Raw genomic sequence first — 22,221 nt, forward strand, 5'->3', positions numbered from 1 at the left:
GCCGACTTATTTACCCAGGATGGTCACCACCCCGCGCTTCACCCAATTGATGTCCTTCACTTCCACGGTGAAGAGGTAGCCCCCTTTCAGGATCTGCCCGTTCGGACCACGTCCGTCCCAGCCCTTCTCCGGGTCACTTGTCTCAAACACGCGCATGCCCGAGCGGTCGAACACCTGGATGTAGACCTGGTTGTAGAAGCGCAGTTCCGGAATGGTCCAGTTGTCGTTGATGCCGTCGCCGTTTGGAGAGAAGGCGTTGACGATCTTGAGCTGGTCTACCGTGCGGTCGTAAGCCTCCTTGGTTAAGGTAAAGGCCCGCTCGATGGTGTTCGCGTATGGATCAGTGCTGCGCACGCGGATGGTGAAGGTGGTCATACCTGACAGGCCTTTGTTGGATTTGAGGTATACCTGGTCGCCACGGATCTCGAAGAGCGCATTGTGCGTGTCCCCCTCGCCACTTGTCAGGCTGTAGACGAACTCCGTGTCATCCGGGTCGGTGGTGGAGAGCGTGCCGATCACCTCGTCTGCCGTGGCTTCCGGCTTAAAGGTGGTGGCGCTGAAGGCCAGTGCCGTCGGCACTTTGTTCGGCTGTACTTCCACGGTCACTGTAGCTGTCAGGTTCTCCAGGTTGGTGGTCATTTCTTCCAGTTCCAGTATACCGGTCAGCACATAAGGTCCGGCCACTAGCCCGTTGTAGGCACCGGCTTCCCAGCGTACTTTCACTTGCGCTGTCTCTCCGTTAGAGTAGGAAACGCCAACAGTGGCTGGCAGCGGAATCTGCGCAAAAGTAGTTCTGATTGGCACTTCGATCATATCGGGTGCTGTTACGGAGGCGATGTTGCGGGTAATTTTAACGACCTGTGCCGTTACTTCACCGCCCTTGTTTCCGGCCCTGTCCGTCAGGTATAGCCGCACGGTCAGTGTGCCATCCTGCAGCTTTTCCAGGTCAAGGTTTGCGATATCGAAGCTCTCCTCTGTCACCTCTCCCGTACCGGTTACCGCTGTACTTTCCTGACCACTGGTGATGTGGTAGGTATAGGTAGTACCCGGCTCAGCTCCGGAAAGCAGCAGCGCAATAGCCTCCAGGTTCGACACATCCACACGCGTAGCGCTCCAGGCTACGGCGTAGCCGGCAGGTGCTGTGCCGTCGTAAGTCAGGCTCAGCAGGTTAGAGGCTGTGTTACCGTTCGCTGCAGCATCTGCTGCTTTGTTTTCGGCAACAGCTATACTTACCGCTCCGTCAACGGTCGGGGTCACGAGGGCGCTATACCTTGTTTCGCTCACTTTGGTGAGGTCAGTGGCTGCACCGTTTGTTACCGTGATATCGGCTAAGGCAAAGCCTGTTACCGGCTCACTGAACTCAATCGTCAGTGGGATGAAGGCATTGGTCAGGTCCGGAGCAGTGGTGGCAAGCGTAACCGCCGGACGGGATTTGTCATACTGCAGGCGCAGCACATCAGAGGCCAGATTTCCGTTACCGGCTCTATCCTGTACCACATCCGCAGCAACTTCTACAGCGACTTCCCCTTCAGCAGATGGCGTGATGGTTGCTGTGTATACCTTGCTTGCTCCGGAAGGAGACAGCCCGGCTATAGTCCCGCCTTCTACTGAGATATATTCCAGAGAGAAACCTGAAACCGGCTCGCTAAAGGTAAATACAACCTCAAAGGCAGCATTGATCGGGCTCTTCGCTTCTGTGGTGAGGACCAGGGTTGGTCTTGTGGCGTCGTACACTCTGGTTAAGGCGACAGCCTCCTGGTTGCCGTTACCGGCAGCATCGCGGGCCACATCAGCAGCCACGGCTATACCTACTTCACCATCGGCCAGCGGCGTTACAAGGGCCGTATACACTGACGAGCTTACCGCTTTCAGGGCTGAAGCCGAGCCATTGGTCACCGTGATATCTCCCAGCTCAAAGCCTGTCACGGACTTGCTGAAAGTAAAGGTTACTTCAAATGGGGCCTTCACCACATCAGCCGCGGTTGTTGACAGCACCAGCGCTGGCTGGCTCACATCGTAGCTTACCTGCAGTCGGTTGGAAGGCAGATTGCCATTCCCGAAAGCATCTTGTGTCACATTCTCAGGAACGGCGACTGTCACCACGCCATTTGCGACTGGCGTCACGAGGGCGGTGTATACCGTAGCGCTTTCCTTTGTCAGGTTGGAAACACTTCCGTTTTCTACCGTGATGTTGGTCAGCTCAAAGCTTTCCACTGCCCCGGAGAAGGTAAAGCGAGCTGTAAAGGCGGCATTGACAGGGCTGGTCACCGCTGTTGCCACTTCCACTGCTGGCCTTGTGTTGTTATAGAATCGGATGAGTTGATCTGAGGCCAGATTCTGGTTGCCGGCTACATCCTGCGCCACTCCGGCAGCGAGCGATACACGCACCTCTCCATTTGTCTGCGGCGTGATCTGCAGGGTATACTTCTTGTCACCCTCTACCGAGAAATCTGTCACCGTACCATTTACAACCGTTACATCAGCGGCTGTGAATCCGGTTACCGCTTCGCTGAACACAACAGTTACCTCGAAGGCTGCGTTCAGCCTCTCAGGTGCACCGGAGGCCAGCACGACGGTTGGCTGTGTCTTGTCGATGTTCAGTTTCAGGGTTGTGGCTGCTGTATTACCGTTACCGGCAGCATCGCGGGCAACATTTTCAGTCACGTTAATGATCACTTCACCTTCGGCACCTGGCGTAACACGGGCCGTGTATACCTGCGCTGACACTTGCGTGAAAGCAGAAGCTGCTCCGTTGCTCACCGCAATATCGCTCACTTCAAATCCGCTCACTGCCGTGCTGAAAGTGAAGGTCACCTCAAAAGCAGCATTGGTCGGGTTGGTGGCGTTGGTGGACAGGGCAAGTGCCGGTCTGGTAGCATTGAAGGTTCTGGTTAACGTTTCAGAAGCCGTATTATAGTTTCCAGCGGCGTCCTGTGCTACACCGGCAGGCACCGAGAGTGTCACCAGTCCGTCTGCCGAAGGGCTTACCTCGATGGTGTACAGCTTGTTATCTGCTGTCGTCAGACCTAAGAGCGTGGCGTTTGATACCGTTATATCCTGCGCTGTAAAACCTGTCACAGGCTCGGTGAACGTTATACTTACCTGGAAAGACCTGTTTATCGGGTCTGGAGCAGCGGTTGCCAACACTACGGCAGGACGATCTGCGTCATATACCCGGGTGAGAGTGTTAGATGGCAAGTTGCCGTTTGAGGCCACATCCGTTGCTGCGTTGGCAGGAACCTGAACTGCTACCTCACCAGCTGCCGCAGGGGTTACCAGCGCGCTGTAGCGGCGCCCGTCAACCTGGCTGAATCGGGTAAGTGTGCCATTGGTAACAGCTATACCTGTAGCTGCAAATCCTGCAACGTCTTCACTAAACTCAATATTAATGGAGAATGCACTGTTGACAGGATCCGGAGCGCCCGTACCAAGTACCACAGCTGGTCGAGAGGTATCGTAGCGGCGCGTCAGCATATTGGAGGCGGCACTGCCGTTGCCGGCCGCGTCCCGGGCCCTATCGGCTGCCACGCTTACCTGCACTTCTCCCTCCGCAGCAGGTATAACCTGTACGGTATAAGTTTTCGGATCGACTACCGCAAAATCAGCAGCAGCGCCATTGGTAACGGCAATGTCACCTATCTCGAAACCACTTACTTCCTTGCTGAAGGTGAAGGTCACGCTGAATGGTGCATTTACCGCAGCCGGTGCCGAAGAAGCGAGCAGCAAGGCAGGCTTGTCTGTATCAAAGTTTAATTTGAGCACGTTGGAAGCCAGGTTATCATTGCCTGCCTCGTCCCTGGCTTTGCCCGCTGCCACCGCTACGGTTACTTCTCCGTTTGAGGCAGGTGTAATAAGAGCGGTGTAGGCTGTCGCACTCACTTTTACAAAATCAGAAACTGCTCCGTTTGTAACGGTCACGTCCGTTAAATCAAAGCCTGCCACTGCTTCGGTAAAGGTGAACTGTGCCGTAAAGGCGGCGTTGACAGGGCTGGTAACAATGCTTGCTACCGTTACCTGTGGTCTTGCGCTGTCGTAGCGTCGGGTTAGCTCGGCAGAAGCCAGGTTCTGATTACCAGCCGAGTCAAGCGCTGCATTGTTCCTTATCTGTAACTTCACCTCCCCGTCAGCAAGCGGGGTAATGCGTGCCATATACTCATCAACAGACATGGCCACCAGGCTGGAGGTTGTTCCGTTTACAAGGGCTATACCTGTTTCGGCAAAGCCTGTTACCGGTTCACTGAACTTAATGGTTATATCAAACGCACCATTCACAGTAGCCGGTGCCGGCGAAGCGAGGGCTACGGTAGGCCGGGTCTGGTCGAAAAACAACCAGAAGGCGGAAGCAGCTTTATTTCCGTTTCCTGTTCTATCCCGGGCTACGTCCTCCAGCATGTTAATGATCACTACTCCGTCTGCCTGGGGCGTAATCAGGGCTGTATATTCCTGTGCAGACACACTGGTAAAGGCGGAGGCAAGTCCATTGGATATTTCCAGATCTTCCACTGTAAAACCGGTCACCTCTTTGCTGAAGCGAATGGTAAGCGTAAAGGGTGCATTGGTAGGATCTGTTGCGCTCGTAGACAGCACCACCGACGGCCTCTCGGCATCGTAACGAACCTTCAGAATATTAGAGGCAGTATTGCTGTTGCCGGCTATGTCCTGCGCTTTTTCTGCTGCCACGCTCACGGCTACCTCACCGCTTGCTGCCGGCGTGATACGCGCACTGTAGCGCCTGCCGTCTGTTACAGTCAGGTTGGAAACCGTACCGTTTGCAACGATAATATCCGCCAGATCAAAGCCGCTCACGTCCTCAGCGAAAGTGAAGCTCACGTCAAAAGGAGCGTTGGTCGGGTTCGGAGCTGTGGTAGCAACTACCAGCGTCGGTCTTGTATTGTCATACAGGGTACTGATGGTATTAGAGGCTGTATTGCCATTTCCCGCTATATCAATTGCTGCACCGGCTGCTACGCTTACTTTTACTTCTCCTTCGGAGGAAGGCGTTATCGTTGCCTTGTATACCTTATTGTCTGCGGTCATCAGGTTAGAAGCCGTCGCATTCGTCACTGTCAGATCTGCAAGTGAGAAACCGGTTACGGCTTTACTGAATGTGAAGGTTACTTCAAAAGACGTGTTGGTGGCCGCCCCCACACCACTGGAAAGAGTGAGCATGAGCGGCACATTGTCCAGTATGATTTGTGACTCTACCAGACGGACGTTGCCGGCTCCGTCGCGCAACTGCGCGTATACCTTGCGGTTGCCGTTGCCAGCAGGCAGGGTCCAGGTTTTGTTTGCCGCAAAAGACTGCCAGGCACTCCAGGTAAGGTTATCGTTGGAGAAACGCATGCTGGCTACACCGGTCAGCGCATCGGTTGCTGTAAGGCGCAGCGCAACTTCTGGGGAAGCGGTATGAGTGGCCCCGCCGTTGATGGCAAGCGTTCCGGTTGGCGATGTTCTGTCGAAGATAACGCTGCTGCCATTGGTGGTGCCGCTGACAGCTGTGCCCGCGTTGCCAGCCAGGTCCTGGTAGTTGATGGTGAAGGGAACCAAGCCCTCCGCATCTGTCGCAGTCAGGGTATAGGTGGCAATGTAGGTATTGGCAGCACCGGCCGTTACCGTGGCCAGGTGTCCTGCAATGGTCACAGTTGGCGTGGCGATGGGCTCGGATGCTTCCAGGCGAAGCGTGACGATATCGTCTGCTTTTGCTTTCGTGATGTCGCTGTTAGACGAGGCAATGGTGACTGTTTGCAACGTTGGCGCAACGGCATCCACCCAAACATTAGCCGTAGGAGACACCCCGCTCAGCGTCAGGACCGCCGTGTTGCCAAAGGCGTCAGTTATTGTTCCGCCGTTCAGGGCAATGGCAGCAGACAGCGTGATGCCGTCCGTATCCAGATCGCCGGACTGCACGGTGTAGCGGAAACTCAGCGCTGAGGTGCCGGAGCCGCCCAGGTAATACGCCTGACGGGAAGATGTGCCTATGGTAAGGCCGATCGCTGGGGTTCCGCCCGGGGTATTTACTATGACAGCTTTACTGAAGTTCAACGTGAAGTCCAGTTGCTGTGCCTCCCTGTACGTACCATCGGCAGGCACTGAAACAGAGGTAATGGCTGGTGGGGTGGTGTTTATGGTATACGCCTCGCCGGAGGTATAACCTGAAGTGATTCCGTTGTTGGCTAAATCCGTAATGCCGGTGCCACTCGCTTTTACATCCAGACGCAAAGTGCCGCTTCCGCTCACATTGTTGAAGACCACCTCAAATACCCTGTTGTCTCGCCAAGTGACACGTTCTATGGTGCCTGTTGCCGTTCCCGTACGAGTCAGAGAAAAATCCGCTGCATTTATGCCTGCCACGCGCTCGCTGAAAGTGACCAGGTAAATAAGCGTTGTGGCGCTGGTGGTGGCCTCTGTAGGGTTAAAGCGGGTGATGCCCGATACGAACGGCGCCGTCAGGTCGACCGTCCAGGTATGGGAAACCGGCTGACTTACGTTTCCGGCCACATCAATGGCCCGCACCATAAAGGTATGCGTGCCTTCGCTCAAACCCGACAAAATATAAGGTGAGGTATAGGGGTGGGCATAGGGGTTGCCATCCACGCTTACCTGATAGGTATCGCCAGGCTCGCTGCTCCCAAAACTAAAATAAGTGGAATTAGAATTGGTCAGGACAGCAGGAACAGTGGAGAAGGAGGCGGTAGGCGCCGTTGTATCGATGCGGTACGACTGGCCGGAGGTATAGGCGGCACGCACGTTCGGCGTCACACCTGCCAGACCTGTAAAGTCGAGGCGCAGGAAGCCGTCTCCCCTCACGTCATTGACCTGCACCGTATAGCTGGTACCAGAGCCAGTTACGACCCCTATCGTAGCGGCTGCAGTACCGGTGGGTGTCAGGGTGAAGTCTGCGGCATCCACACCGGTTACCGGTTCAGCAAAAGTGACGGCATAGCGCAGGCTGCCTGCGTTGGTGGGGTTTCTGTCCAGCAGGGTAATGGATTCCACGGTAGTAGTAGTAGTAGAAGGCGTAAGCACCGAAATGGTCACGGTGGCGGTATTGCTCAGTGCAGCACCGTCAGAGGCCTTGTAGGTGAAGGAGTCTGAAGAGGAGGCGGAACCATTGTGGGTATAGGTAAAGCTTCCGTTTGCATACAGGGTCAGTGTGCCATATGTCGGGGCATTCACCATAGTTACAGTCAGTGTTGCTCCCTCGGCATCGGTGTCGTTGCCGAGCAGGCCGGGTGCAGGTACAGTCAACGTTTGGCCGCGGTTTACCGAATAGTTATCATTGACGGCCACCGGGGCCGTGTTTGCCGGTTGCGTAATGGCAATCGTACGGCTCGCAGTACACCCGTTGGCATCCGTCACCACCACCGTATACACGCCGGCACGTAACCCTGTTGCAATGGCTGTTGTCCCCCCGGACGGGGCCCAGGAGTAGGTGTAGGGTGCCACGCCACCAGATGCCGTTACAGTAGCCTGGCCATTGGCACCGCCATATTGCGAAACATTGATTTGGGAAGTACTAGCACTTAATGCGCTAGGCTGCATAATTTTGGCAACAGCCGTGGCAGTATTCCCCAGGGCATCTCTAACGGTAACGGTATAGTTACCTGCAGCAAGCATCGTGGCCGTTGGCGAAGTTCCACCACCAGTACCCCAGGAATAGGTATAAGGTGCCAGTCCGCCAGCTGCCGTTACAGTAGCCTGGCCATTGGCACCGCCATTACAACTCACATGACTCAGTGAGGTGATAGAGGCGCTTAACGGCGTGGCCAATGTATATACCTGGCCGGAGGTATAAGCATAAGTGAGTACGTTGCCGACCGCATCCTTAATACCGGAACCACTCTTCAGATCCAGGCGCAGCGTGCCGGCTCCACTAATGCCGGAGACAGTTACCTCGTATCGCTCTCCCGATCCGCTTACACTTGCAATGGTACCTCCTGCCGTTGCTGTACCTACCAGGGAGAAATCATCTGTACTTACGCCCATAACGGACTCCCTGAAGGAAACCTGGTAAGTAACAGTGCTGGCGTTGGTAGTTGCTGTTGCCGGGTTGTGGCGGGTGATGCTTGTCACGACCGGAGCTGTCAGGTCGACCGTCCAGGTATAGGAGGCAGGTGTAGGATCCACATTTCCGGCCATATCCACAGCCTGCACTTGTAGGGTGTGCGTACCTTCGCTTAACCCCGTCAACGTAAGTGGCGTGGCAGCGGAGGTAAACGGGCTGCCATCCACACTTACTTGAAAGTTGTTGCCAGCCTCGCTGCTTGTTAAGTTAAAGGTGCCGCTGGTTGCGTTCGTAAGAGCAGCTGGGCTAGCGATTATGGTAGTGTTAGGCGCCGTTGTATCTATCCTCACATCTAAGAAAGCTGAAGCGGGGCTTTGATTTCCTGCCCCATCTTCCGCTCTTGCCGTAATGGTACGGTATCCATCTGGCAGGGTACTGCTTGTTACTGACCAGTTACCAGCGCCGTCGGCAGTGGAAGTGCCCACCAGGGTATATCCAGCATATAGCTTAATCGTAGTATTAGGAGTTGCCGTTCCGGTAAAAGTCGGCGTGTTATCGTTGGTGATGTTATCGCTATTGCTCTGCCCTGTATCGCTTGCGCTTGCCAGGTCGGGGGTGGAAGGTGCTACCGGTGGAGCAGCAGCCCGCGTCACTGTAACGGTATAGGATTTGGTCGTACCATCCTGTGCCCTTACTAAAACAGTTATAGTGTTGGCGCCAACATACAGATTAACTGGTATGGAAGTAACGCCACTAGTCAGCTCAGTTCCGTTTACACTAACAGTTGCATTAGCATCAGCCTTGACAGGCGTAACTGAAACCGAAGTTACTGCATTGGCTACGCTTGCTGTGTAAGCGGTCGTGCCGGCTTGAAAAGCCGGCGACAAAGAACCCTGTGATAAAGTCAGGTTTGAAAGATTTGCATTACTGGACAAGGGTGCACCAATATTCCCTACAACCAGGTCGTCGAGGTTTAAGGTATGAAGTCCTGAAAAGAAAAGAGTAACTGAGCTAACCTCCACATTTTTTGAAAGCGCCAGCCCCTGCTGGTTTCGTTCATTAAATTTATCCTGCGGCAGACTGCTCCCGGTATAGGTTACAGTTAAGTGAGGCGGTGTATAACTACCGCCGAAGCAATCGTAACTCATCCAAAGACCATAGAACTTAAAATTCTGATTATCCTTGCGTTTGATGGTTACCTGGGTTGTAGCCGCTGTACTATAATAAAGGCTTGCACTGTTATTAGCGCCTCCATTGCCTCTGTTCTCCCAGCTGCCATTACCACTTTGGGTTAACTCATATTCCACACCTCCGACAGAGATGGTGGCAGTAGTATTCCAGGGCCAGGAGGCTGAATAACCACTTAAGGCTGCCGGAGTAGAGAAATTGTGGGTAAGCTGGCTCTGGGCATTTGCCTCGTGCGACAGAAAGAACCCTCCACAGAAGATAAGCAAGAGCGGCAGCGTCTTCAAAAGTACTTTGAAAACATCATAGACTTTACCGCTCCTTTGCGAGGTGGAGAAAGCAGTGTTGGATTTCATGAATTGGCTGGGTTGGAAGAATTTATACTGATACAGCATCAGTATTTTCCCAGCAAATTTATGCGCTTCCTATATATTCTAATAACTATACTTATATTACATTAGAAAATTATAATATTTAAAAACCACTCCCTTTTTCATTCATAAGCTATTAATCCATAAATATTAATACCTACTACCCTTCAAAACCTTTGTCTCTCGTGCTTGAATGATGTTTTAACAGAGAAAGCACTCATCATCACCCCCCAAACTGCTAAAGCAATTTTCCTATAATTCCAAAGCCAGCACAAACTGAATATTCTTTAAAAAATATATAAATTAGTTATTACTAATGCATTATACCTTGATAATGAATAAGATAGAGGCAAGAGGAGTGTTGCAGAATACCTTATTGCAGAATCTGCAGAAGTAGTTTTATCCAACATCATGACTTAAAAGGAAGCTTAATCTAAAGCTCATAACAAATCCTATTGAAATACTATAAAAAATTTGAATATTATTTATCTTAAATCAATAATATTTTAATTTTTTTAATAATAAATTAACTTTTAATGCTATAAACAAACTACTTATGGATTTTATCGATGTAATAAAGGCTCTGGGAGAAAAAGTGAGCCGCATGAAAGACACTATTCAAACTGAGGAAGCAACTAAGAATGCTTTTGTAATGCCGTTTATCGCAGCACTTGGTTACGATGTATTTAATCCATTAGAGGTTATACCTGAATTTGTGGCTGACCTCGGCATTAAGAAGGGCGAGAAAGTTGATTATTGCATACAGAAGGACGGCCAGCCAATCATCATTGTGGAGTGTAAGCATTGGAGAGAAGAACTCAATGTTCATAATTCTCAGCTTCACCGGTATTTCCATGTATGTAGCACACGTTTTGGCATTCTTACTAATGGCATCATCTATCGCTTTTATACTGATTTAGAAGAAGCTAACAAAATGGATAATAGGCCATTCTGGGAATTCAATATAACTGATATGAATGAGGCTGCCGTGCATGAATTGAAGAAATATCAGAAGAATGCTTTTGATGTCGACCAAATTGTAAATGCCGCTACAGAACTTAAGTATACCCGTGAGATTAAAAAGATAGTCGGATCAGAGTTTAGCAACCCTACTGAGGGTTTTGTTAGATACTTTGCGAAGCAGATCCATTCAGGTATGGTAACTTCTAAAGTAATGGAACAATTTACTCCAATGGTCAAGAAGTCTCTTCAGCAATATGTAAGTGAGCTTATAAGCGATAGATTAAAGTCAGCGCTATCCAATGAGACTAACTCAACTAAAGAAGAACCTAGAGAAGAGCAAATTCAACCAGTTCCTCCCACTTCAGCAGAAGTAAACGGTGTAGAATTCACAGACTTGGAGCGGGAAGGATTTTTTATTGTAAAATCGATACTTAGGACAAAGATTGATGGCAATAGAATTTATTACCGCGATACGCAACGCTACCTTAATATTTTACTAGACGACAATATCCGTAAAACAGTCTGTAGGCTTCACTTAAATGCCTCTAAAAAGTATTTAACATGGACGGACGATCTAGGCAAAGAGGCAAAAGTAGAAATTAACTCCCTTGACAATATCTATGATTATTCAGAACAGCTAATCAGTTCAATGTTGAGATACGATAAGGTGGCTGAGGCACAATCACTCTAAAATCCGCCCTATAATACTAAAAAAGCCCTGTAAGCAATTAACTTACAGGGCTTTTCATTTACTGAATGTACCTTGGGCCGGAGTCGAACCGGCACGAGTGTAACCTCACAGGTGTTTGAGACCAGCGCGTCTACCAATTCCGCCACCAAGGCATTTTGTTCTGACCGGTTTCAGGTATAGCACCTGGGGCCGGAAGCGAACGTTTGTACCTGATCGACTATCAGGAACGGGTTGCAAACTTAGATAAAGTTTCCTGAATACGCAACAAATATTTTTTCTTCAAATAGTAGGTTTTAACCTCCTGCAGGGCCTCTTCTTTGGTAACTCCATGAAGCTCAGGGTATCGCTGGAGCACCGGCAATATATCATTTTCCAGCTGGGCCATGGCGCCTGTGCTCTTCTCCCCTATTTCGTGCAGCTTGGCGGCATCGAAGTCAAACTCCAGCTCCATCAGCTCCTCGTTCAGCTCCATCATTTCCATCAGGAAATCGCCGGGTAGTTCGTTTTTGCCTTCCTCCAGTACACCGTGCTCTTTCAGGATGTACTGCATGCGCAGGTCGGCATCGCCGAGGGTACGATAGGCATTGGTGTTGAGTGTGGACATTTCCAGTATCTTCTGCTGCGTGCCCAGGTCTTCGTTGGCATAAAAGTCCGGATGATACTCGCGGCTCAGTTCGTAATAGCGACGCTTGATCGCTTTCTCGTCCGGCAAAAAACTCTCAGGTATATGGTATAGCTCGAAGTAATTCATTTTTTACAGTTAACAGTTAGCAATAAACAGTTATCAGGTATACGTAGCAAAGGTACAGGAAAAGCAGTTGGATTGTTTAAACTGTCACAAACATCACGGCTATACCTGCAAATTGTTTACGGGTAACTGATCACGGTTTAAATGTTCACTGTCACATTCGACCAGGCCTGCGGTTTATCGGCAAAAAGGGCTTTGGTGGCTTTCCATACCTGACCAAAAAGTACAGAGTCGCGGTAGTTGTTGAGGTCCTCCTCGGAGTCCCAGAGGCTGTAGGTGCTGTAGATATTCGGGTGGTTGAGGTCCTGCAGCAGCTCTACATGGTTGCAGCCCTCAAAGGCCCTGATCTTGTCTTTGGAATTGCGGAAAATCTCCAGAAAATCATCTGTCTTCTCCGGCTGAAAGGTCATGCGTACTATGCGAATAAGCATATTGAGTGATGGAGTGGTTGAGTGATTGAGTGATTTTTAATTGGGTGGATGAGTGGCTTTGTTGTTTGCTCAACTACTCAATCCAAATATGCACACAAAGGTATAGCTTATGCCATAAACTCCAGAACCCATTTCATGTAGAAGTGTAAGATCACCCCATTCTCCCCATCAATCAACCACCAAATCAAAAAACTCACTCAATCACTCATTCACTCATCCACTCAATCACTCCATCACTAACTCACTCAATCCCCTACCCTCCCGGGTAAAACCGCACGTCAACCTGCGAGTCGAAACCGAGGCCGAGCAGTTCGGCGGCGTTGCCTTTGTTGATGCCGATGCAGAGCTGGCCGAGGTGGTTGTAAAGGCAGCAGCAATCGCCGTCTTCTACCTGAGTATAGTTCTGATGGATGCGACCAACTGTTTCGCGACCAAAGTGCACGGTATAAGTACGGCCATGCGCTATGGTTTCCACGCTGTCTTTGGTGATGTTGGTGATCAGGTTGCCGTAGCGGTCCACATGAATGACGTGCCCTGTTACAGCGTGGTCGTTGAGGCGCAACTGGCGGTTCATGAGCTGCTTATAACTAGTGGTCCGCTCACCCAGCACATCAATGTCGCCCCCCTTTGCCAGGAAGAGTGCGGCAGGAGCCAGCAGTTCTTTGGCCGGGAAAGGCAGTACAGCCTCATCGGTTTGCAGCTCTACCACAATTTCGGCCTGGCCGTCGGTGAGCAGGGAAAGCAGACCATTGTCAGCCAGCAAAAAGTAGTGCCCTTTGTATTTTGCAGCATGATATTTGCCCTGTTTGCAACCGTGCGTATCTACGGCGATCAGGTGCACGGTGCCTTCCGGAAATTCACGGAAAACGGAGCCGATCACGTATTCGGCCTGCGGAATGTTGAACGGCTCGATGCCATGCGAAATGTCCACAATACGGGCCTGTGGCTGCAGCGACAGCATGGCGGCCTTAACAGCAGCCGCATAATGGTCGGTATAACCAAAGTCGGAGGTGAATGTAATTACAGCCATAGAGCGAACTATAATTTAAGTAGATTTGTCATCATATTGTAACAATTTTAGCTAATTTACAGAATATATTACCAACGTACTATATAAGCTTAAACATTTGGTAGAGAAAGTAATAACATTAGAGAATATCTCTCTTATCGATTTTCTGGGGACAGAGAATCAGAATATCAAGCAGCTTGCAGCCGCATTTCCGAGCAGCAAGATCATATCCAGAGGCAACGAAATCAAAATTCAGGGGCAGACGCCCGAGATAACCAAAATACACGAGATCCTTTCTTCGCTGATCGATCACTATCACAAGTTCGGGAAGATTACGCATAACAGCGTAAATAGATACCTTTCATCCGACTCTTTTACGGAGGAAGATGTGATCGTCACTTCACCGGACGTGATTGTATACGGCAGCAAGGGCGGCATTATCAAAGCCAAGACGCCTAACCAGAAAAAACTGGTAGACCTGGTGGAGAACAATGACCTGGTGTTTGCGCTGGGGCCTGCAGGTACCGGCAAAACGTATATCTCGGTGGCCATGGCTGTGCGCGCGCTCAAGAACAAAGAGGTAAAGAAGATCATCATCTCCCGCCCTGTGGTGGAAGCCGGCGAAAACCTGGGCTTTCTTCCGGGCGACATGAAAGAGAAGGTGGACCCGTATCTGCGCCCGATCTACGACGCCCTGGAGGACATGATCCCGATGGAAAAGCTCAAATACTACCAGGAAAGCAAGATAATTGAGATCGCACCGCTGGCTTACATGCGTGGCCGTACCCTGAGCAATGCCTTTGTATTGCTGGATGAGGCGCAAAACACGACGCCGGCGCAGATCAAGATGTTCCTGACCCGTATGGGCCCTACCTCGAAGGTCATGATCAACGGCGACCGTTCACAGATCGACTTGCCGCATCGCCAGAAATCCGGACTTATTGATGCCCTGCATACCTTGCGCGATATCAAAGGGATCGGTTTCATCGAGATGCAGCCGGAAGACGTAATGCGTCACCGTTTGGTGCGCGACATTGTGGAGGCCTATACCAAAGCAGACGAGGTTCGGCAAGCCGCCAGACTCGAGGCTGAAGCCGCTGAAGAAGGCACTCTCGTGAGCGTGAATGGCCGCAAAAGAAAGGTATAGCAGCTGATCGGATAACACAAGATGATTGAGGTAATACGTGCTGAACGTGAGCAGGATAGGTCTGCCGCGTTCAGCATACGTGAACAGGTTTTTGTAGAAGAGCAGCAGGTGCCCCGTGAGGCGGAACGTGACCAGTATGAGTCCGCGGCCCGTCACTACCTGGCTACCTGCGAGGGTATACCCTGCGGCGCTGCCCGCTGGCGCCAGACGGAGCTAGGTATAAAACTGGAGCGCTTTGCCGTGCTGGCTCAGTACCGCAACCGGCAAGTGGGTGCTGCGCTGTTACAGGCCGTTCTGCAGGATGTGCAGACCGACCATGCCCACAGCAAGGTATACCTGAACGCACAGTTGCCTGCCGTTAACTTCTACAAGCGCCACGGCTTTGTGGCCGAAGGCAACATGTTCACGGAGTGCGATATACAGCACTACAAAATGGTCTTTAAGGGCTGATGAAACGGTGGGCTCCCTACCCTTTTGTTCGCATTGTTCTTAGCTTTATAGCAGGTATACTCGTGTACCTGTACACAGGCAAAGAGTTCAGGTATAGCCCTGAGCTCTTTGCCTTTTTTGTTGCCCTTTACCTGGTGCTATACCTTGTCGCACGCCGGTTGAAGTCAGTAGAAGCCAACACGCTGGCAGGTATAGCCGGGCTGTTTTGCTTTGTAGCGGGCGGTGTATGGGTCACGCACCAGCATACCGAAGCGTATCGCCCGCTGCACCTGAGCAAGCTCTCTGCTACGCCCGCTTACTATGTTGGTGTCGTGGATGATTACGTGGTGCAGAAACCCGGCTACCAGAACACGGTGCTCCAAATAGAACAGGTGCAGGGAAACGGCCAGTGGCAGGTTGCAGAAGGCCGGGTACAGCTCTCCATACCCCATGACTCTAAACGGGAGTATGAAGTGAACTATGGCGACAGATTATTGATAAAAGGAGCGCCTCTGCCTGTGGCCCCGCCCGCCAACCCCAACCAGTTCGACTATCGCCAATACCTGGCCAACAAACAGGTATACCACCGCCATTTTCTGCAACCGCAGCAGTACCAGTTCATAGGCTCCGATCCGCCCAATCCGGTCCTACACTACAGCATTCAACTTCGTCGCAAACTGGACGTGCTGCTGAAAGAATCTATAGAAGAGCGTCGCGAATATGGCATTTCCTCGGCGTTGCTGCTGGGTGTAAAAGACGAACTGGATAACGAGATTCTGAAGGTATACAACAACACCGGCACTACGCACGTGCTGGCCGTATCAGGGCTGCACGTGGGCCTGATCTATGGTGTGCTGATGCTGTTCCTGGTCTATGTGAACAGCACACGCCGCCAAAAAATAGCCGTAGCTGCTTTCCTGATTGCTTTTCTGTGGATGTATGCCTTTATCACGGGTCTTTCTCCCTCGGTGCTCCGGGCTGTGGTCATGTTCAGTTTGGTAACGGTAGCGCGCACCATCAGCCGACGCCCCAACATCTACAATACACTAGGTATAGCGGCCTTTTTCCTGCTGCTCTACGAACCTTACTACCTGCTGGACGTCGGGTTTCAGCTTTCCTTCCTGGCCGTGCTCGGCATCGTATACCTGCAGCCGCTGCTCTACAAAACTTTAGTATTTGATAACTGGCTCCTAGATAAGGTATGGGCCTTGTTCACGATTTCTGTGGCTGCACAGCTCATTACCTTCCCGCTGGGCCTGCTGTACTTTCACCAGTTCCCGGTCTACTTCTGGCTGGCCAACCTGGTCGTGGTACCGCTTTCCACCCTGGCGCTGTATACCGGTGTGGCGGCGCTGGCTTTCTCATGGATACCATTTCTATCAGAGTTGGTTTTCCAATCCCATTTCTGGTCCATCTGGTTCATGAACGAATTCACCATAAGGGTGCACCAGCTTCCGGAGGCCCTGATTAATGGCATCGATATCAGCTATATTCAAGCCTGGCTGCTTTATGCCCTGATGCTCCTCATTATTCTATTTTTCGCCTACAAAAAACTCCGCTACTTTGCTTTGGCTACTATGGTGATTGCAGTGCTTGCAACACAGGAAATTTTGGAGATAAGCGCACAGCGCAACCAACGTAGTTTAGTGGTCTACAACATGCGCAACGCCACTGCGCTCAGCTTTGTACGCGGACAGCAGGGAGCAGTATTAAGCGACCAACCGCTGGCTCCACAGAACTATACCTTTAATATTCAGCCCTACCTGTGGAACAAAGGTGTGCAACAAGCCAATACCTATACCTTCGCCAATACCTATACCTTCACAGATGCTTCAACTACAGGTATAAGCCACGTGATACTACCTGACAGCAACAGCCTGCTTGTTTGGCAGGGTAAGCGCCTGCTAGTGGTTTCGAAACCGATCAAGGTGCAGCCACTCCCCGATTTTGAAGTTGACTACCTCCTGATCACCCAAAACGTGCGAATAAAGCCCGAGGAACTGCAGCCCTTCCGCTTCAAACAGTTGGTACTCGACGCCTCCAATGCCCCCCGGTACCTGCAGCGATTAAGGCCACAACTAGCAGAGGCAGGTATAGCGTTTTATGATGTGACGGAGTTAGGGGCGTTGGTGGTGGAGTTGTAGCGGATTTGTTAGGGGTCTATCTCGGGGTTTTTAATAAGATTCTTGGGCACGATTACATCCCCCTGCCCCCTTCGAAGGGGGAGTTTCTGCTACTGCCAATTCTTCAGGTATAAGCTTTGTAGCTGCAGTTTCGTGTGCACGATTAACACACCCCTGCCCTTCTCAAGAGGGGAATTTCCGACAATCTTAATCTCCAGGAATAAGCGCAGTAGTTTCAGTTAATGCAAATATCACTGGCAGGTATAGCAAGACATCCTTGCACGGAAGCAACAAAGCAGATAGCATTAGCCAGGTGCACTTTACGGCGCTCCACTGTTCGAGCGGTCAGCGAGTTTGGAGCGTCTTGATTTTTTTGCCTACTTTTTTCATCAAGGAAAAAAGTAGGTGCCCGCCGCACAGGCGAAGCTATAAAACATTACAGGTTGCTATACCTGCAAAAGCTGCCGCTACGCCAGTTAAAAACTGGCCCCATGCAAAACCACATTCCCGCTATACCTATACCTGGGCCAGAGGCCCCACTATAGTAGACACGAGCGTGGACGCTCGCGCCAGCACAACACTCCGAAAGCAGCAAAAACAAAAAGCGCCGCCTCAACCGGGCAGCGCTCTTTCGTTTAAGGTGAGAGTGTAAAATTTTATTTCTGAGCTTTTGGACCTGCAGTAGCAGGCTGCTCTGTCTGGTACTTGCCGTTGAACTTCTCGTAGAGGTACTTCTGCTTGTCGTTCAGGTCGATCTTGCGGCCTTGGATGAAGGCGTGCGTTACATTGTTGGTGCGCATGTCCAGGATATCACCGGCAGAAACTACGATGGTCGCGTCTTTGCCTACTTCAACAGAACCTACCTGCTGGTCTACGCCCAGGATTTTGGCTGTGTTGAGGGTGATTGCAGCCAGTGCCTGCTCCTTATCAAGACCGTGGGCTACGGCCGTACCGGCTATAAAAGGCAGGTTACGGATGCCGTGTGTGCTCAGGTCATAGTCCAGCGCGAAAGGGATACCGGCCTTCTGCAACAGGTATGGCGTTTTGTATGGCATGTCCACATCCTCGTCAGAACGGGAGGGCAGAGCATGTACGCCAGAATAGATCACAGCAATGTTGTTAGCTTTCAGGAAATCGGCTACGGCAACTGCGTCGCGGGCGCCGACAACTACGATGTCCTTCACGCCGTGCTGCTTCACGAAGTTTACGCCTTCAATGATCTCCTTGCCATAGTTGGCGTGCAGGTATAGCTTTTTAGAGCCGTCGAATAAACCTGTCAGCGAGGATAGCTTCAGGTTCTCTCTTTCGTTTTTGGCCTGCTTGTACACCGAAGCATCTCGCAGCAACTGACCCAGCTCGACAATGGCCTGCTCGCGGTTCTGGCCCATGCTGGCCATGCGCGGGTTAGGTGCCATACCTGTGTTGATGATCATGTTGGGCCAGCTCAGGTGTATACCTATGTCGGCTTTCACAATGGCATCTTCCCAGTTCCAGGCGTCCAGTTGCACGACCGACGAAGAACCCGAAATCGTGCCGCCCACCGGCGTTACCTGCGTCATCAAAACGCCATTGGCACGTATGGTCGGGGCAATATCAGAGTCGGTATTGTAGGCTACCACGGCACGCACGTTCGGGTTAAACTGCCCCACCTCGCGCATATCCAACGTAGCACGCACGCTCTCGATTTCGTTCAGACCAAGCTGTGAGTTGGGTTGGATCAGACCCGGATAAATGTGCTGCCCGGCCACGTCGATCACTTCGTGCCCGTTGCGATTTGCGCCGCTCAACGGACCTGCATAGGTGATCTTGCCATTGTCGAAACCAACGGCGGCGTTTTCTACCACCTTGCCGTTGCCCACGTGCAGGGTAGCACCTGTGAGCAGAACAGGCTTACTTTGCTTCGCGGCCGGCACCGGCACCTGCGCAAAGGCGGGTACACTCAGCATAAGAGCCACGAAAGCGGAAATATATCTTGTGTGAATTTTCATCTTATTGATTGTTAGATTGCTGCATTGTTAAATTGTTAGTTCGCTTGCGATTTTCACAATTCCCAAACAGCAATTTAGCCATTTTACAATTTAACAATTTAGTAAGCCATGTAGTCCTCTTCCGCGTGATGCTCTACGTCCTCGCAGTGTACCACAGAGGCGCGACGCATTGGCGGGCCCTGTGTTCTGGCACCAGTTGTTTTGGCCTGCAGCATCTTCTGCACCAGGCGCATGCGCTCTTTCTCCAGTTCGGTACGCATCTGCGTGTCACGCTCCAGGTCGTAGTAGGCGATGCCGTCCACAAAGGTTTTTTCAGCACGGGCGTAGATCGACAGCGGATGGTTGTTCCATAGCACTACGTCGGCGTCTTTGCCTACTTTAATGCTACCCATGCGGTCGTCCAGGTGCAGGAGTTTGGCTGGGTTCAGGGTCACCATTTTCAGGGCATCCTCTTCGCTCACACCGGCATACTTCACGCTTTTGGCAGCTTCCTGGTTCAGGCGGCGGGCCATTTCAGCATCATCAGAGTTGATAGCCGTCGTCACGCCAAGGTGATGCATAATACCGGCGTTCTGCGGGATGGCGTCTTTCACCTCCATCTTATAAGCCCACCAGTCAGCGAAGGTAGAACCGCCTGCACCGTGGTCGCGCATTTTGTCAGCTACTTTATACCCTTCCAGGATGTGGGTAAAGGTATTTACTTTGAAGCCCATCTGGTCGGCCACTTTGATCATCATGTTGATCTCGGACTGCACATAAGAGTGGCAGGTGATGTGGCGCTTGCCGTTCAGAATTTCTACCAGGGTCTCGAGTTCGATGTCGCGGCGTGGCTCACCGGCAGCAGCTTTCTGCTTCTTCGACATTTTGTTGTAGTTCTTCCAGGCCTGCTCGTACTCTTTGGCACGCTGGAAAGCATCTACGTATACCTGCTCCACACCCATTCTTGTTTGCGGGAAGCGCACGTTGTGTGCAGGAGCGCGGTTGGAATGCTTCACGTTTTCACCCAAAGCGAATTTGATAAAGCCGTCGGCATTTTCCACAAACAGTTCATCTGGGCTCTTACCCCAACGCAGCTTAATAAGGGCCGACTGGCCGCCGATCGGGTTGGCAGAGCCGTGCAGCAATTGCGAAGTGGTCACGCCGCCAGCCAACTGACGGTAGATGTTCGGATCTTCATGGTTCAGCACGTCCATCATACGTACTTCGGCGGTTACGGCCTGCGTACCTTCGTTCACGCCCTGCAGCGCAATGTGCGAGTGCTCATCGATGATACCAGCTGTTACGTGCTTGCCTGTTCCGTCAATTACGCGGGCACCCGACTCACTCAGGTTCTTGCCAACTTTTGCGATCTTGCCATTTTTCAGCACCACGTCGGTATTCTGCAGTACGCCTTCTTTCTCGTTCGTCCATACCGTAGCATTTTTGATCAGCACCGTCTCCTGCTTTGGCAACTCAGCTTGTCCGAAGGCCTGGAACGGATAGATCATGTTACCCAGTTCAATTGCCTGCTTTTCTTTGGCCGCGTCTTTCTTGGCTTTCTCGGTCATGGCTTCAGAGAACTTAGCGTTCCATTTCACCAGTGATGCGTCCGGCAGTTGGCCTTCGCCCTGCAGGTTCTTGTCTGCATACCAACCGCTCAAACGGATGGCTTCTTTGCTTTTCTTGTCTTTGTTGAATGACAGCGTTACCAGGTTGCCGCTAACGGTGATCTTGCCTGTCACGGTGTCCTGACCGATTACTTTCAGCTCCGGTTTTTCAGGTGTGCCAGCAATCTGGAGTTTGCGCTCCGGCTGCTGCCCGATTTTTAAGGTATACACGCCACGGTAATCGGCGGGTACTTCTGTGATCTTGTATTGATTGCCCTGCACCCAGTTCTCCAGAATCACATTGTCTTCGGCAAACAGGTTGCCGCTCGTGATGATGAAGTTGGCCAGTTTGCCTTTGTCAAGGCTACCTACGTGCTTGTCGGCTTTCAGAAGCTGCGCCGGCGTAGCGGTTAGTGCTTTCAGGGCTTCCTCTTCTGACAGGCCATACTCAATGGCTTTGCGCAGGTTTGGCAGGAAATCTTTCTTGTCTTTAAGGTCGGCGGTAGTGAAAGCGAACGGTATACCTGCTTTTTGCAAAGCTGCCGGGTTGGACGGGGCCATTTCCCAATGCTTCATCGCATCAAGTGGCACACGACGGGCATCATACGGGTCTTCCACGTTATAAGCCTCCGGGAAATTCAAAGGAACGATGATCGGGGCATTGGTCGCCTTGATCTCTTTGATCATCTGGTACTCGTCGCCGCCACCTTTGATGATGTATTGCTTTCTGAACTCGTCGCCTACCTTGTCGGCACGCAGCATGTTCAGTTTGCTGTTCGCTTCGAATATCTGTGGATAGTTGTTAGCACCTGTAAAAGCGGCCAGCGAAATGTTCTGCTCACGGCCCGGGTTCATGTTGTTCCATTGCGCATCCAGGTACGTCTGGCGCAACAGGGCGATAGAACCCATCAGGGAATTCGGGTAATCCTGCGGCGAAGAACCTTTTTCGAACGAAAGCGCAGCGGCTGCCTTATCCAGCAGGATCACTTCGTTCTCGCGCTTATCAGCCAGTGTTACCAGTGTGGCCGTACCACGCGCAATACCGTCGCGGTGCACTGCCAGCACGGTACCGAAGCCCAACTTGCGTAGTTCCTCCGCCTGTTTTTTGTCTACTTTAAAAAGCTCTACCGCGTTGGTTTCCGGACGAATGGCCTGGTTCCAGTTGTAGGCACCCTGCTTGGTTGATTCTTCCTGCGGTGGTGCCGTCCAGTTGCGGCGGGCGGGCTGCACTTCCGGCAAACCGTAGCTGGTGAACATATCCACCAGGCCCGGGTAGATGTGCTTGCCCTTGGCATCCACTACGATAGCGCCGGCAGGGACTTGTACTTTGGTGCCCACAGCCTCTACCTTCCCATTGCGGATCAGGAGGGTGGCGTTTTCAATTTTGGTTTTGTAATCGGTGTGGATGGTGGCGTTGGTGAGAGCTACCAGTCCGGTGCGCTCGTCATACACGCCATTGCGCGGAAAGGTCTCCTGCGCCATCGCACTGCCTGCTGCTCCCAGGGCGAGACAAGCTGCAATGGTTAAGATTTTTCTCATTGTTCT

General features: G+C 51.7%; 10 protein-coding genes and 1 tRNA gene. 4 read left to right on the plus strand and 7 right to left on the minus strand.

Translation table 11 applies throughout. The features are described from left to right. Positions 1-6: 6 nt before the first annotated feature. Positions 7-9,546 (minus strand): Ig-like domain-containing protein, encoded by a 9,540-nt coding sequence (locus tag AC4QZR_RS14175; protein ID WP_494481501.1) that lies wholly within the window; start codon positions 9,544-9,546, stop codon positions 7-9. Positions 9,547-10,117: 571 nt separating this feature from the next. On the opposite strand from AC4QZR_RS14175, the gene AC4QZR_RS14180 reads away from it, so the two are divergent. Beyond that, positions 10,118-11,215, plus strand: a complete 1,098-nt coding sequence (locus tag AC4QZR_RS14180; protein WP_494481502.1) for a type I restriction endonuclease — start codon at positions 10,118-10,120, stop codon at positions 11,213-11,215. Between the two features lie 68 nt (positions 11,216-11,283). Here the strand turns inward: AC4QZR_RS14180 and AC4QZR_RS14185 are convergent. From AC4QZR_RS14185 to AC4QZR_RS14200, 4 genes are all read right to left on the minus strand, one after another. Next, a tRNA-Leu gene (locus AC4QZR_RS14185) sits at positions 11,284-11,367 on the minus strand. 68 nt (positions 11,368-11,435) lie between these two features. Continuing rightward, positions 11,436-11,966, minus strand: a complete 531-nt coding sequence (hscB, locus tag AC4QZR_RS14190; protein ID WP_494481503.1) for a Fe-S protein assembly co-chaperone HscB — start codon at positions 11,964-11,966, stop codon at positions 11,436-11,438. Between the two features lie 137 nt (positions 11,967-12,103). Next, positions 12,104-12,394: a putative quinol monooxygenase gene (locus tag AC4QZR_RS14195; protein ID WP_494481504.1), complete on the minus strand. Its 291-nt coding sequence runs from the start codon at positions 12,392-12,394 to the stop codon at positions 12,104-12,106. A gap of 253 nt (positions 12,395-12,647) precedes the next feature. Next, positions 12,648-13,424, minus strand: coding sequence for an SAM hydrolase/SAM-dependent halogenase family protein (locus tag AC4QZR_RS14200; protein WP_494481505.1), 777 nt, complete (start codon positions 13,422-13,424; stop codon positions 12,648-12,650). A 97-nt stretch (positions 13,425-13,521) separates the two neighbouring features. On the opposite strand from AC4QZR_RS14200, the gene AC4QZR_RS14205 reads away from it, so the two are divergent. Genes AC4QZR_RS14205 through AC4QZR_RS14215 form a run of 3 tightly spaced genes read left to right on the plus strand, consistent with a single transcriptional unit; the run spans position 13,522 to position 17,123 of the window. Further along, positions 13,522-14,550 carry a PhoH family protein gene (locus tag AC4QZR_RS14205; protein WP_494481506.1) on the plus strand — a complete coding sequence of 343 codons (1,029 nt, stop codon included), beginning with the start codon at positions 13,522-13,524 and terminating at the stop codon, positions 14,548-14,550. A 21-nt stretch (positions 14,551-14,571) separates the two neighbouring features. Then, positions 14,572-15,000: a GNAT family N-acetyltransferase gene (locus AC4QZR_RS14210; RefSeq protein WP_494481507.1), complete on the plus strand. Its 429-nt coding sequence runs from the start codon at positions 14,572-14,574 to the stop codon at positions 14,998-15,000. Next, a complete protein-coding gene (locus AC4QZR_RS14215; protein WP_494481508.1) occupies positions 15,000-17,123 on the plus strand; it encodes a ComEC/Rec2 family competence protein in 2,124 nt (707 codons plus the stop codon). The genes AC4QZR_RS14210 and AC4QZR_RS14215 overlap by 1 nt, the downstream gene beginning before the upstream one ends. A 635-nt stretch (positions 17,124-17,758) precedes the next feature. Here the strand turns inward: AC4QZR_RS14215 and AC4QZR_RS14220 are convergent. Together AC4QZR_RS14220 and AC4QZR_RS14225 are read right to left on the minus strand one after the other, a co-directional pair. Beyond that, positions 17,759-19,090: an amidohydrolase family protein gene (locus tag AC4QZR_RS14220; RefSeq protein WP_494481509.1), complete on the minus strand. Its 1,332-nt coding sequence runs from the start codon at positions 19,088-19,090 to the stop codon at positions 17,759-17,761. Between the two features lie 98 nt (positions 19,091-19,188). Next, a complete protein-coding gene (locus AC4QZR_RS14225) occupies positions 19,189-22,215 on the minus strand; it encodes an amidohydrolase family protein (RefSeq protein ID WP_494481510.1) in 3,027 nt (1,008 codons plus the stop codon). Positions 22,216-22,221 lie beyond the last annotated feature (6 nt).

The organism is Pontibacter sp. YIM B11418 (assembly GCF_059278805.1).